Annotated in this window: 11 protein-coding genes and 2 tRNA genes; all 13 read right to left on the bottom strand. The window is 55.5% G+C overall.

All coding sequences use genetic code 11. The annotated features are described in order from the left end of the window. Positions 1-14: 14 nt before the first annotated feature. The 13 genes from NYP16_RS06820 to NYP16_RS06760 all read right to left on the bottom strand — a co-directional run bounded on the left by NYP16_RS06820 (position 15) and on the right by NYP16_RS06760 (position 14,351). Positions 15-524, bottom strand: a complete 510-nt coding sequence (locus tag NYP16_RS06820; RefSeq protein WP_274943370.1) for a hypothetical protein — start codon at positions 522-524, stop codon at positions 15-17. A 76-nt stretch (positions 525-600) separates the two neighbouring features. Then, positions 601-2,040, bottom strand: coding sequence for an HlyD family type I secretion periplasmic adaptor subunit (locus tag NYP16_RS06815; RefSeq protein ID WP_274943369.1), 1,440 nt, complete (start codon positions 2,038-2,040; stop codon positions 601-603). A gap of 14 nt (positions 2,041-2,054) precedes the next feature. Continuing rightward, the gene (locus NYP16_RS06810) at positions 2,055-4,163 is read right to left on the bottom strand and encodes a type I secretion system permease/ATPase (protein WP_346742491.1); all 2,109 of its coding nucleotides are present in this window, start codon (positions 4,161-4,163) and stop codon (positions 2,055-2,057) included. Positions 4,164-4,734: 571 nt separating this feature from the next. Continuing rightward, positions 4,735-5,043: a hypothetical protein gene (locus tag NYP16_RS06805; protein WP_274943368.1), complete on the bottom strand. Its 309-nt coding sequence runs from the start codon at positions 5,041-5,043 to the stop codon at positions 4,735-4,737. A 333-nt stretch (positions 5,044-5,376) separates the two neighbouring features. After that, positions 5,377-5,453: transfer RNA gene (locus NYP16_RS06800), tRNA-Arg, on the bottom strand. Positions 5,454-5,475: 22 nt separating this feature from the next. Beyond that, on the bottom strand, positions 5,476-5,754 hold the full coding sequence (locus NYP16_RS06795; protein WP_274943367.1) for an ETC complex I subunit: 279 nt from the start codon (positions 5,752-5,754) through the stop codon (positions 5,476-5,478). Between the two features lie 92 nt (positions 5,755-5,846). Then, on the bottom strand, positions 5,847-6,959 hold the full coding sequence (locus NYP16_RS06790; protein ID WP_274943366.1) for a carbohydrate kinase family protein: 1,113 nt from the start codon (positions 6,957-6,959) through the stop codon (positions 5,847-5,849). Positions 6,960-7,099: 140 nt separating this feature from the next. Next, positions 7,100-7,176, bottom strand: a tRNA-Pro gene (locus tag NYP16_RS06785). A gap of 106 nt (positions 7,177-7,282) precedes the next feature. Beyond that, positions 7,283-7,507, bottom strand: coding sequence for a hypothetical protein (locus NYP16_RS06780; RefSeq protein ID WP_274943365.1), 225 nt, complete (start codon positions 7,505-7,507; stop codon positions 7,283-7,285). A 147-nt stretch (positions 7,508-7,654) separates the two neighbouring features. Beyond that, positions 7,655-8,974: a metal-dependent hydrolase family protein gene (locus NYP16_RS06775; RefSeq protein WP_274943364.1), complete on the bottom strand. Its 1,320-nt coding sequence runs from the start codon at positions 8,972-8,974 to the stop codon at positions 7,655-7,657. Positions 8,975-8,997: 23 nt separating this feature from the next. Continuing rightward, entirely contained in the window at positions 8,998-9,453 is a 456-nt protein-coding gene (locus NYP16_RS06770) for a GlcG/HbpS family heme-binding protein (RefSeq protein ID WP_274943363.1), read from the bottom strand. Between the two features lie 31 nt (positions 9,454-9,484). Then, on the bottom strand, positions 9,485-11,644 hold the full coding sequence (locus NYP16_RS06765; RefSeq protein WP_274943362.1) for a PQQ-dependent dehydrogenase, methanol/ethanol family: 2,160 nt from the start codon (positions 11,642-11,644) through the stop codon (positions 9,485-9,487). A 79-nt stretch (positions 11,645-11,723) separates the two neighbouring features. Further along, positions 11,724-14,351, bottom strand: coding sequence for a TonB-dependent receptor domain-containing protein (locus NYP16_RS06760; protein ID WP_274943361.1), 2,628 nt, complete (start codon positions 14,349-14,351; stop codon positions 11,724-11,726). Positions 14,352-14,404 lie beyond the last annotated feature (53 nt).

Below are 14,404 nucleotides of genomic sequence, written 5' to 3'. Positions count from 1 at the left end.
TTACCACTAGAATTTTATTTATATTTTTTAATGTAATAAAAAATTATTTTCTCCATTTTATTTAGATTTATATCTGAGAAAATCATAGGTATAACTGGATTTTTTCGTGCGTAGTCTTTTTCATTAAAATCAGAATCAACTATTAAACATATTTTTGAACCAAAAAAACCTCTACTCTTAATACCTGTAATTTTCTCCCAAGAAAGTGGGTGATTTTCATTAAAATTGTAAATCCAAATTCCTTTTGAATTCAAAATTGCACACACAGGCAGACTAATTTTTCTAATTAAAAATAATGCAGAAAATAAAAATAGAGTTGACGATGCTATAAAGAAGTAACCAAAAAAATCTGAAAAATTTAATATTTTAAAGAATTTCTTCATGTAAATATCAGATAATTCATATCCATTAAATATTTTAATAGATAAAAATATTGAGAAAAAAGAAAATAACAATGAAATAATTATGTAAATAAATAACTTAAATTTATTTACTCTTATATAAGTTAAATCTAAATTTTCCATATTATTTATCCCTTTGAATAATTGAAATAATTATATTTCTTACTATATGTAATTTTATATTGAAATATAGGCGGAACTACCTCTCCCTCATACTCTCACTAGTATATTTAACAATCGGCGAGAGAATGTAATCGATGATCCGCCGCTTGCCGGTCTTGATCTCGACCGTCGCCGCCATGCCCGGTTGCAATCGCACGGCCCGGCCGTCGACGTTGATGCTGAGATCCTTGAGACTGATCTTAGCCGGATAGACCAGCGTTTGTGGTTCGCGCGATTGTAGTGCGGAACTTGTCTGGCGTGGATCGGTCGGTGTCAGTTCCTGCGCGTCGTCGGCGATCTGGATGACCTTGCCGTGGATGATGCCGTAACGCGTGAAGGGGAAGGCTTCGAGTTTGATTTCGACGGGCTGATCTTCGCGCACAAAACCGATGTCTTTGTTGAGCACGAGGGCCTCGACCTGCAGGCCTTCTTCTGGCACCAGTTGCAACAGGGTTTCACCGGGCTGCACGACGCCGCCGATGGTATGGATCTTCAACTGCGTCACCAGGCCCGCGACCGGGGCGCGCAGTTCCTGCAGTCCGGTGCGTTTGGTCGCCTTGGTCAGTTCCTGGGTGGCGGCGGCGGCCTTGTCTTCGGCGTCGGCGAGTTCGGCGAGGTTTTCCTTGCGGAACTTTTCCTGCAGCTCGCGGATCTGTTGGGTGATGGCATGGATCGCCGCCTGTTCCTTGGTGATGCGATCTTCGTCAAGGGCGATGTTCTTTTTGTGATCGGCCAGGCGCTGATCGGCATCGAGATAAACGAGGCGCGAATTCAGGCCCTTTTCCATCAGTTCCCTGCGCATGCGCAATTGTTCTTCCAATCCCGGCTGCATGGCGCGGAGTTTGGTCAGTTCGGTGACGACCAGTTTGAGATCCGCGCGCTTTTCCGCAAGCTGGCTTTGCAGCCCGCGACTGCCCGCGAGATATTCCTGCAAGCGGCTGTCGATCAACCGCCGCTGCATGCTGTCGATGCCGGGGGCGATGCCTTGCGGCGGGTGGAACAGGACCTTGCCGCTGGTCGCCGCATCAAGCAGCGCCGTCTGACGGGCGATGACGATGTGATAGGCCAGAAGCTCACGGCGGATGCGTTCAGACTCGGCGGCATTGATGGTGGGGTCGAGCGCGATCAACAGATCCCCCGCCTTCACCGTGTCCCCATTCTGGACCGCGATCTGGCGCACCACGCCAAGCTCCGCCGGCTGGATCAGTTTGGCATGGGTTTTTGGGATGATGCGCCCTGTGGCGCTGGCCACAATATCCACATGGCCGAAGATCGCCCATAAAAGCGCGATGAGCAGGAAGCCGATGATGGCCCAAAGCGTAAACCGGCCGATGGGCGACGCCGGGGTCTCCAAAATCTCGAGCGCGGCGGGCAGGAACTCGGCCTCATGCACAGTGATCTTTTGCTTGAGACGTTCCTTGTCCTCGGCCAGCGAGGCTTTCCAGATCTCGAGGTGACGAGTGATCATGTCGCGCATGATGCTGCTCCCTTCTATTCAGCCGCCATCATGCCACCCATCTGGCGATGCCAGAGGTCAGCATAACGGCCGTTTTTCTGGAGCAGTTCTTTATGCGTTCCGTCCTCGGTGATCTCTCCCTTTTCAATCGTGAGGATGCGCTGCGCCTGCCGCAAGGCCGATAAACGGTGGGCGATGATGATGACCGTGCGGCCTTCGGCCATGCGTTTCAGATTGTTCTGGATGATCTCCTCACTCTCGGCGTCGAGCGCACTGGTGGCTTCGTCGAGAATGAGAATGCGCGGATTGGTGATCAGCGCCCGCGCAATGGCCATGCGTTGCCGTTGCCCGCCTGACAGATTGGCGCCACGTTCGTCGATCTGGGTATCATAGCCTTCGGTCAATTGCAGGATGAACTCATGGGCGCCGGCAAGCTCGGCGGCCTCGATCACTCGGTCGAGCGGCACGGCTGGGTCACTGAGCGCGATATTCTCGCGCACGCTTTTATGGAACAGCAGATTTTCCTGCAGCACCACGCCGACCTGCCGCCGCAACCAGGCGGTGTCGACCATGGCGAGATCGACGCCATCGACCAGAACCCGTCCGGTCTCCGGCACATAAAGCCGCTGGATCAGTTTGGTCAGCGTCGATTTGCCCGAGCCCGACGGCCCGACCACGCCGATGATCTGACCGGCGGGAATGGCGAGATCGGTGCGTTTCAGCACCTCCGGCCCGTCAGGGCGATAACGGAAGCGCACGCCTTCGAACGCCACATGGCCCTCTATGCGTGGCAGGGTTGCCCGGTTCGGGTTATGGGCGGGCTCGGTCGGGCTGTTCAGGATATCGCCCAGACGTTCGAGCGAGATGCGCACCTGTTGAAAATCCTGCCAGAGCTGCGCGAGCCGCAAGACCGGGGCGCTGACCCGCCCGGCCATCATGTTGAAGGCGACCAGCTGCCCGACCGTGAGGTCGCCATCGATCACCAGTTTCGCGCCCATGAACAGCGTGATGGCCATGGTGATCTTGTTGATATACTGGACCACCTGAGAGCCGATATTGCCGAGCATTCCGGCCTTGAATCCGGCGGTCACGTAACCGCCCAGCTGCTCTTCCCATTTGCGCTGCATCTGCGGTTCGACCGCCATGGCTTTCAGGGTCTGGACGCCGGTCACCGCCTCGACCAGAAACGCCTGGTTCTCGGAGCCGCGATTGAATTTCTCGTTCAAGCGCTCCCGCAGGATCGGCGTCACCACCCAAGACACCGCCACATAGCAGGGCAGCGACAAGGCGACAATCAAAGTCAAAAGTGGCGAATAGATATACATCACCGCCAGAAACACCACGGTGAACAAAAGATCGAGAATGAGCGTGACGGAGTTCGAGGTCAGAAACTCGCGGATATGTTCCAGTTCCCGCACCCGGGCCACCGACTGGCCGACCTGACGACTTTCGAAATAGCTCAGGGGCAAGGCCAGCAAATGTCGGAACAGGCGCGCGCCCAATTCAACATCGATGCGGTTGGTGGTATGGGCAAAGACATAGGTCCGAAGCCCGCCCATCAGCACTTCGAAACTCGCCACCACCACCAGGGCAAAGACCATGACATCAAGCGTCATCAGCCCCTTGTGCACCAGCACCTTGTCGATCACCACCTGGAAGAACAGTGGCGTGATCAGGCCGCAAAGCTGCAGAAAAAACGAGGCCACAAAGACCTCGCCCAGAAGCTTGCGATATTTGACGATAGCGGGAATGAACCAGGTGATGTCAAAAGCACGCGCCGCCCCGGCCATATGGGCGCGGGTGGTCATAAGGATCAGCTCCCCCGACCAGAGCGCCAGAAACTCATCCTTCGATATTGTACGCGGCCCCTGATCATTGGGCGACTGGATCAGGGCCTTGTCGGCCGCAACCTTGCCGAGAATGAAAAAGCTGCCGTCCCTGGCGCAGGCAATCGCCGGCAGGGGAATGCCCGGCAACTTATCCCAGTCCGCCGCAACCTTCCGCGCCTTGACCCCAAGCGCCTTGGCTGCCCGCAAGATATCGGTCGCATCAAACGGCTCCGACCCCTTCCCCGCCTGATGCCGCAACTGCCCCGCATCCGCCGCCTGCCCCAGAAACTGCAACATCAGGACAAAACAGGCCAGCCCGGTGTCGACTGGAGATGGGTGCGCCTCTACTTGACCAGTTTCAGCTGATGTATTTGAAGGATCTTGTTCTGGATTGGAAATCTGCCCCGCATACTGCCCTGCCCCCTCAGTCAAGATGAACCCCACACTCAATCACGAATCCTCACATTTTCGTGATATCACTCCAAATACGGGGGTGCAATACAGTTAATTACTAATTAATTATTTAATCTAATTAATTATTCATATGAATGTATATAAGGATCCTTCCAGAATTCTTGCTTCATTGAATTTAAGAGATAGGGCATAATTCTATATGATTATCAACCCTTCATCCTTAGCCGACTGAACCTGAAATTCCTCTCATGCCAAAGACTGAATCAAAGCCAATACCAGCCCAATGCGTATATCCCCAATTGATAGAAGGCTTCTCGAGTCATCATTTTGTAATTCAGTATAATCTTTCGACAGAAAACCAGGGTGGGGTGCAAAGATCTTTCTAACAAATAATTGCTATCAATCGGAGTACCATGACCCACAACCTGCCTACTGTATGCTTTGATGGGGAACTGTGGATTAGGCTGTGAACTCACGTTTCAAGTGCGACATCTGCTTGATTGATCCGGTTGAGGAAGGTTTCCAGAGGAGCCTGGAAGCCGAGATATTTTTTTGGCGTCATGGCGTCATATTGTAAGCTGATGATGTAGTCCTCAAGGTCCTCGTCGGAGATGGCGGCGAGGTCGGATTTTCGTTGCCGGTCGCGGAAAAGGCGGCCGATGGCGTTTTCGATGCCGCCCTTTTGCCAGAGCGCATGGGGTTTGCAAAAGAAGGTCCGCATGCCGAGTTTGCTGGTCAGTTGCGCATGCCGGCTGAACTCAGAGCCATTATCGAAGGCCATGGAGCGGCGCAATGCCGGAGAGAAGAGCTGCCGGCGGCACCGAGCCCCGCATCTGGGTTATCTCTCAAGCTCACCGAACAACCAACCCGCTGGCCGCAGTTGCAGCTCAATTCCCCGCTGATCGGGCCCCCTGACGGCCCAAAGTACAACCGATCGCTCGCTGAGATTTACGGCCCGCATGCAGGCCGTAAACCCCACGCGCCGTAGTCACGAGTCAACCGAAGTACTCCGGTCAGCCTCACCGCCGCACGTTACCCATACGTTACCCATAGTAGAACGCAGATCATATGTTACCCACGCGTCACTTTCAGATCATTGATTTTATTAAAAATTTGGCCCGCCCTGTTGGATTCGAACCAACGACCCCATGCTTAGAAGGCATGTGCTCTATCCAGCTGAGCTAAGGGCGGTCACCAAGCGCTGAAGGGGCCTTCAGCGGAAATTTTCGGCATAGGCGCGGATTTTAAGCACGCGCTCATGGGGAGGGATGACCTGAAATGTCAGGTTGTTCCGCGAGGCATAGTCGACCGCCTCGGCCTCGGTATCGAATTTGAGCTGAATCTGGCCGCGCGTATCCGCCGAGCTGGTCCAGCCCATCAAGGGATCGACCGACTTTCCGCCCTCAGGTTCAAACTCCAGCACCCACTGGCGCGAATTGCCGCGCCCGGACTGCATCGTGTTCTTCGCCGGTTGGTATATACGGGCCACCATGGATAATAACCCTCATCTCACTGTCTGTTAGGCTGCACTTCGCCGTTCTTTTACCGCAAACGATCATCGCCAACAAGACCGCAACCGATATTTTAGACCTCTGGCGCAACCCAGGCCCAGGACCGCACCGGCAACCGCTCGCTGAACGCTGCGGCCCGCGCCTCCACATTGGCCCGCGACAACAGTCCGGTCTGGGTATCGACAAAAGACACCACAGAGGCCGCATTGACCGTCGCCGCCCGCAAAGCCAACTCAGGCGCGCTACCAAACGCCGTAAAGCTCGCAAAGGTCGAGGCAAAGGCGTCGCCAGCCCCGGCCGTCCCGGCCACTTGAACCTTCAGGATCGGGCAATGATGGATCCCGCTTTCGTCCGCAAGAAAGGCCCCGTGAACCCCGTCGGTCACCAACACCCGGCCGGGCCCAAGCCGCCGCACAATGGCGAAAAAGGTCGCAAGCCCCATGTCAAAGCCGCCGAAATGCAGCCCTTTCTTCAAAAGCTGCGGCGCGTCACGAGCAATGTCCACATGCGGCAAGCTTTCCCGCGCCGCCGCATTGGCCGCCAAAGCCGGCACAAGGGCCGAGGCTTCCGTCTCATTCAAGGTTAAAAGATCAATATTCTGAAGGCTTTCAAGGAACGGCTGCGTTCGTGACGTCAATTGCCGGATGCCCGGATTGGCGGTCACAAAGGCCCCCTGCTCCCGCGCCAGCGTCAGGATCAACGGAAAACAATCAGCCGAATTGTCCGAAAGCGCCGTCACATAAACCAGATCCGCACCCGCGAACAGGACCGGCGTGATATCTCGTTCCAGCAACAGACGGTTGGCCCCGCGATAGGTGAAAATGGTGGCGTTACGGTCATGGGAGGAAATCATAACTGCGGTGCCGGTGGCGCCCTTATCAGTCTCGATCACATGGTCGGCCGCGACCTTTTCCGCCGCCAGCCGTTCCCGCACCTTCTTGCCATTCAGATCCTGACCGATCTTGGCCACGATCCCCGCAGCAAGCCCAAGCCGGCTCATGGATACGGAGGCATTGACCGCCCCGCCGCCCACATGAATGGTGATGCTTTCAGCCTCGACCTTGCGTCCCTGCTCAAGCAGCAGAAAAGACGCGGTGGCATTGGTCATGGTCACCCGCTCGATATCCTCGCTTGGTACGAGGGTGATGATATCGATCATGGCCGAACCGACCGTCACAGCTTTCATGAACTTATCCTGCATAACCAAAGGCTACCAAGTGATAGCCCGACCCTGAGCCCCATAGCAAGATCATGCGACGGCCAAAGCCTGAAACCGGCCTGGAACCCCTGGCCGGTCTGCTTATCTGAAAGTAATAAAAAGGAAAGTGGTCGGGGAGACTGGATTCGAACCAGCGACCCTCTGGTCCCAAACCAGATGCGCTACCAGGCTGCGCTACTCCCCGACACTGGAAGAATGAGGAGGTTCTAAGGGGTTTTAGCGGGGGAGGCAAGAACTCATTTCACAACAGAGAAGAAACAAAGAAATGATCTCAACCTCGCCGTCCCGAACTAATTCCGAACCGCATAACGCATCTTCCGCACCCGCTCCTTATGCCGCTCCCATTCCACATGTTCGATGCCATTGTCGCGGCACCAGACACGAAGCGCCGTCGCCAGCGCTTGTCGATTCTCCGGCATCTGCGACACGCCCTTGATCGTCAACAGACTGCCATCGCGGATGACAGTCGCCGACCATATATAGCTGCCGCCAAAATCATCCAGTAGAAACCGCATGACACCGGTCGTCCATTCAACGTGAATTTTCATGATAAGAAACTCGGGTAAGCTGGAACACCTGATAGTGACGCCCGCCTTGTGCTGGACGTGATAAGGATGCTCCGGCTTCCCGGTCGTAAATCGCCTTATACGGCAATCTCGCTCTTAGTTCGTCTTGCTTACGATCTTGCCGCGAGCCATGACGAAGCCAACTTTTTCAAGGACTTCTGGCGACGTCAGCGGATCACCGTCAACGGCGATGATATCTGCGGATTTACCAACGCTCAGAGTACCGATTTCATTTTCAAGACCAAGGGCCTTCGCGGCGGTGACGGTTGCCGACACCAGAGCTTCCCGCGGGGTCAGCCCGCCATAGTCCACAAGCAATTTAAACTCCTGCGCATTGATGCCATGTTCGAACACACCGGCATCGGTGCCAAATGCAATCGGAATGCCCATGGCCTTCGCTGACTTGACCGTCAGACCAACCTTTTGCAAGGTTTCCCGCACTTTCTTTTCAACCACCGGCGTATAGATCCCCTTGCCGAGACGAGCCTTCACGCCATTGAAAGCAAGCAGCGTCGGGACAAAATAAGTCCCCTGTTTTTTCATCACCTTCAGCCCGGCGTCATCCGCGAAGGTGCCATGCTCGATGGTATCGACCCCGGCCGCTGACGCCGCCTCGATCCCGCGTGGTCCATGGGCATGCGAGGCCACCTTGAGGCCCAGCAAATGTGCCGTATCGACGATGGATTTCAGTTCAGCCGGCGAGAAATGAAGATCAAGCCCCCGGCCCTGCTGAGATGTCACCCCACCCGTCGCCGTGATCTTGATCACATCAGCGCCGAATTTCGAAGCTTCCCGCACAGCACGCGCGCAATCGTCAACCCCGGTGCAAACACCCCGGACCGTATTCTCGGCCAGCACTTTATACACATCGCGGCGGAAGCCGTTCGAATCCCCATGGCCACCCAGGATGGAAATACCCGGGCCCGCCGCCAGAATGCGCGGGCCGACAATTTCGCCGCGATTGATGGCATCACGTACGGCAAAAACCGAATCCGGACCCGACATCAGATCGCGCACGGTGGTGAACCCGGCCTTCAGAGAAATTTCAGCATTCACGATCGCCTGCACCGTGGCGTCAGATTCCGTTTTGGTCACCTCCTGCCAAAAGGGATCATCCGGTTCCATGGCCAGATGCACATGGCTGTCAATCAAACCCGGCAACACGGTCGAGGAGGAGAGATCAACGATTTTAACCTGATCCCCGTCGGCTTTCTCGGTCAGGATTTCAGCGCCCGACCGTCCCGGCACAAGACGCAGGATGCGATCATCCTTGACAACGATGGTGGTCGCCCCAAGCGCCGCCTCACGCGGATCGGCGATCACGTGCCCGGCCTGTATCAGGGTCCAGTCCGCTGCCGTCGCATTGCCAAACGCCATCAGCGCCAGCGCACTGATCCCCAGAAGATATTTTTTCATCATCGTCACCCCTTGAGTTTTTGTTATTTCAAGGCACTGATTGCCCCCTGAACGCAGGCCTCGTCCATCGGCTCCTCAACCCCGCTCGCACCCATGGCGCCGATCACAACACCATCACGCAGGATTGGCAAGCCGCCCTGAATGGCAACAATGCCCGGCACCGTGAGATAGCTTGTCTTGCCGGTTTCAACCGCCTGCTGCAACACAGCCGACGGCGCACCGATGCTGAGCGCGGTATAGGCTTTTCCTTCCGCAACCTCGATGGTTTTAAACCGCGCGCCATCCATGCGCTTGGCCAGCATCACATGTCCGCCGTCATCCAAAACAACGATGGAGAGCGCAATCTTTTGCCTGCGCGCCTCGGCCTCGCAATGATTGACCAGTTGCTCTGCCAGTCCGGCAGTCAGCACAGCATGGGCCGAGGCCGTCATCGGAAGCACTACCGCCAGTACCGCACAGAGGAAACCTGCAATTTTCATAGCCTGTCCTTACCAATTGCCAATTTCTGGATCAATGAAAGCGGAATTCTTTCTTGCCGCCCTCTTTGGTAACCGCGCGCAGTTTTTTCGCATCCTCCACCAGAAAATCCTGAATGGCTTCGACATCATCTTCGCTCAGCACGTCCGAGAAACTCGCCATGCCAGCAGCACTCAAAGCCCCGCCGAGCACAATATCCTTGAAGCTCGCATGCACATCCGCTGGCATATTCCACAGATTTGGATATCCCCCGACATTGCCCTGGAACCCATGGCAGCGCAGACAATTGGTGCTGTAAAGCTCAAGCCCACGCTGCACACGATCCTGTTTCACCACATAATTTTCCGGCAAAGGTTCGAGCTCCGAATCAACCCGTTTCGGCGGCAAGGCAACCTCCGTTCCGCCCAGCTTGAACACCAGCAGCCGCGACTGGTTTTCATAATCCCAGGCTGCCGAGCCCGGCGGATAAGACACCGTCAACGCGCCCCCGAATCCGGCCATCACAGCAACATATTGCTCCCCATCGATCTGATAGGTCATCGGCGCCGCAAGAATGCCGGTGCCGGTTTTGATCGTCTTCAGAACCTTGCCGGTTTTCGCGTCATAAACGACGAACGAGCCGTCGTTGCGCCCCTGAAACACAAGCCCGCCGCCCGTGGTCAGAACGCCGCCATTCCAATAGGACATTTCCTCGCTCTGCCAGACGAGCTTTTGCGTGACCGGGTCCCATGCCTTCAACAAACTGCGGAACACCGGCTTCGGCTGGCCTTTCTGCGCTTTATCGTCCGCCTCATATGGTGGAAATTGAGCATCCACACCCTGCACAATAGTCCCACGTATATAATCAGGTTGTACCGCACGCATGAATTTCATCGGCGCTTCAAGAACCGGAATATAGACAAGTTTCGTGTCATCACTGTAGGCCATCGGCTGCCAGTTATGACCACCCGCCTGCGACGGCCAGATCACCTTGGCGGCTTGCCCATAATCCGCCTGTTCAGTCATCACCGGACGGCCGGTTGTCATATCGATGCGATCGGCCCATGTCACCGTCGTGAATTTTTCCGCCGACAGCAGCTTGCCGGTTTCCCGATCGAGCACATAAAAGAACCCGTTCTTCGGCGCCTGCATGATGACCTTATGACGCGTTCCCTTGATATCGAGATCGGCCAGAATCATATTCTGCGTCGCTGTGTAATCCCAACTGTCGCCCGGCGTGGTCTGATAATACCACTTCATCCGCCCCGTCGTGGCATCCACCGCCACGATCGACGACAAATAAAGATTATCATTTTTCGGATGTCCCGGATCGCGATTCCAGATCGGGTGCGGGCTACCATTGCCGGTGCCGATATAAAGCAAATTCAAGGCCGGATCATAAGTCATGGAATCCCAGACCGTGCCGCCGCCGCCCAGATCCCAACGGCTGTTCGCGCCCCATGTCTTCCGCGCCGTCGTCAGTTCCGGATGCTCGTCACCCTTGGCCGGATCGCCCGGCACGGTATAAAACCGCCAGGACTGTTTTCCGGTCTCGGCATCATAAGCCGTCACATACCCGCGCACGCCCATTTCCGCGCCGCCATTGCCGATCACGATATTGTTTCCAGCAACGCGCGGTGCGCCGGTGATGGCATAATTGCGCGACCGATCGGTGAAGGTATCGACGCGCCAAACCTGCTTGCCGGTCCGCGCATCAACGGCCACAAGATATCCGTCAAGCGTGCCGATATAAACCTTGCCCTTCCACACCGCGACGCCGCGATTGGTCACGCCGCAGCAGGTGACCCGAGCCCAGGATCCGTCAATCTCGGGATCATAGGTCCATAATGTTTTGCCGGTCTTAGCATCAAGGGCATAGACGGCATTCCAGGAACTGGAAAAATACATGACGCCATCAACCACGATCGGCGTGCCCTGTTCACCGCGCGTCGTCCGCCCACGCGTGACGAAATCATCAAATTCCCACGCGAGCCCCAGTTTACCCACCGTATTGCGATTGATGGTCTGCAGCGGAGAATAACGCTTTTCATCGGACGTGCGCCCATAAAGCAGCCAGTTCGCGCCATCCTTGGCCGCCGTCTTGACCCGCGCAGCATCTACCTGCCCTGCCGTTTTTTCCACAGCACCCGCAACGGCGGACAAAGACAGAGCCAATGCAATAACGGTCGTGAAAATGCTACGGGACAGCGGCATGCCATGTTTCCTGCTGATGAAACTTGTCAAAAGATGGAGATGCCGGCCCAAGGCCGGCATCTCTGAGTGCTGAAGGAGATTAGAATTGAGCGCGAACACCAAACCCGAAGGTGCGCGGCCGCAGCGTGCTCGCCAGCATCGCATCTTCAAGCGTGAAATTCAGATATGGCGCCGAATTGAACAGGTTGTTCACATACAGACGATATTCAAGAACATCGTTCGACAACACAATGCTGGCATTGGCCAGGCCATAAGAATGTTCGCGTTGCGCGATATTCGGAACAATCAATATGCCGTCGTCTGGAATATTGGTCGTGAGCTCGCTTTCAAAGCTACGCAACGACGAACCGTGATACTGATATTCCCCACGCGTGGTTAGGGTGTAATCATTGCCGACCGGCATGGCGTATGAGCCAAAGATATTGAACATCCATTTCGGCACGCTCAGCACCGACTGACCGACTTTCGCCGAAACGCCTGGATCGGACTGAGTGATTTTGGCATCAGTATAGGTAGCCGAGCCGCCAATATTGACACCCGGCATCGGGACCATCTGCACTTCAATTTCGCCGCCCTTGACTTCCGCCGAACCGACGTTGCCGGTGAAGTTAAAGCCACAGTTGCGCAGTTCTATAGTCTGCTGAATCTTTTTCCAGTCGGTGTAAAACAGCGCTCCATTGATGGTCAGCTTGCCGTCCATGAACTGGTTCTTGCTGCCAAGTTCAAAGTTCCACAGGTTATCCGACTTGAAACTGTCCGGCGCATCAGTCAGGCCCAAACGATCAAGATCGATCCGGCACAAATTCGGATCAAACTTAAAGCGGTTCGGCCCACCTGGACGGAAGCCTTTCGTGGCCGTGGCAAACGCCAGATTGTTGTCGCTGATCTTGTAATTCAGACCAATTTTCGGATTGAGCCCGGTTTCCGTGCTGACATTGCCAAGCTCTGAGCTTGGACCGCCATTGAACACCCCATCGCCGATCACATCAACCAGCTGCTTGATGGCAAAGAATCGCAAGCCGGCTTGAGCACTCAGTTTGTCTGTGATGGCATAGGTCAATTCACCAAAGGCCGCATATTGCTTCATGCGGGTGAAGGTGTTGCCATAATAGACTTGATCGGTATCGACGCCAAAAACATCGCCGGATCCATCGGTGTCAACCGCCTGGATCAGGCGGTCCTTCTGATCCGAATAATACAGCCCGGCAACCCACTGCCATGGACCTTCATGGTTCGAGGCAAGACGCAGTTCCTGACTGAAGGTTTTGGTGCTGCTGTCGGAATCATTCCAACTGTTATGCGTGAACAAGTCCCCCACAAGACTGCCGATGAAGAACGAATAATCGCGGCCCCAGCTCACGCTTCGATTAACATACCCTGTCAGGGACGTGAACGTCACCTCGCCAAAGTCTTTATCGATCGTCAGACCATAAACGCCAAGCTTGTCCTTCGTTGGAGATTGAAGACGATCGGACTGCTGGAATTCCGGCAGATTGGTGCGGAACAGATTGGCGTTGTCGAGCTTATACTCCTGATAGAACACCGACGGAATAACGCTCAGGCTGTCATCGACCTGCCATTTGGCCGAACCGCGCACCACAAACATCTCGCTCGAATTGACATTTTTTTCCGCCCAGGTGCTGCCCGATTTCAAAGTGCGCGGTGCAAATCCGCCATGGCCATCAGGATCGCTGTTGCGCCAATCGATGCCCTCCGCATCGGCCACCTGATCGATATAACCGCCGAGGTGACGGTAAAGCGCCCCGAACCGCACGGCGAGCTTATCTTCCACAACCGGCAGATTGACGATGCCCTGACCTTCATAGGACGCAGCGCCACCCTGGGTCGCGGAAACACCCCCGGCCACGGTCACGTGAGTTTCATTCATCTTGGGCTGAGCGCTCACATATTTGATCGCTCCCCCCATGGTGCTTCCGCCATACAGCGTGCCCTGCGGGCCTTTCAGCACTTCAAGGCGCTCAAAGTCAAAAAATATCGGGTCTGAGGCGCCGCTGAAATTGGTCGCCACCGTGACCAGCGAGATATCATCCATATAAACCCCGACCGTCGGACTGGACGAGGCTGTGCTGATGCCGCGGATGTTGTAACTGCTCTGCCCGAAATCCGTGCCCGAGAACGATACCCCCGGAACGCTGCGCAATATATCCTTGAAATCGGTGACGCCCTGAACGCTCAGCGCCTCGGCTCCCACCGCGCTTACGCTCAGCGGCACATCCTGCAGGCGCGCGCTGCGTTTCTGTGCGGTAACAACGATTTCCTCAATCATGAAAGCCGCGTTTTCCCGGGGCTGCGCGGCCCGCGCCGGTGCAGCGGTCTGCGGCGCACCGGCCAGACGAATCCGGCCCCCCGACAGGTCCGAGCTGTGCTCGCGGCGGATAACGATCACATCCTCGCCGTCATAGCTATAGGTCAGGCCGGTATTCTTCAAAAGCCCTTCAACGGCCTGCTTGATGGTGAAATCACCCTTGAGCCCGTCAGCATGCAAATCCGTCACAACGTCCGGGGCGAAGGCCACCTGAATGTGACCAGCGTTGGCCAATTCCTTCAGGGCCGACGCGAGGGACTGCGGTTGAATTTCATAATGACGCGCGGAATCCGCGAATACGGGCGTCGCCAGGACAAGGCCACCCGTGAGGATGGTGGTTCCAAGCAGCCGCTTCAGTACCTTCACGTGGGTATTCTTCATGCTATCCCCCCTGGTTGTTATAGGGTGCATCCTTGCCAGACACACCTTCCCCT

Origin of the sequence: Govania unica (genome assembly GCF_027920805.1) — a bacterium.
Lineage (GTDB): Bacteria > Pseudomonadota > Alphaproteobacteria > Sphingomonadales > Govanellaceae > Govanella > Govanella unica.
This window is presented reverse-complemented; position numbering and strand designations above follow the sequence as displayed.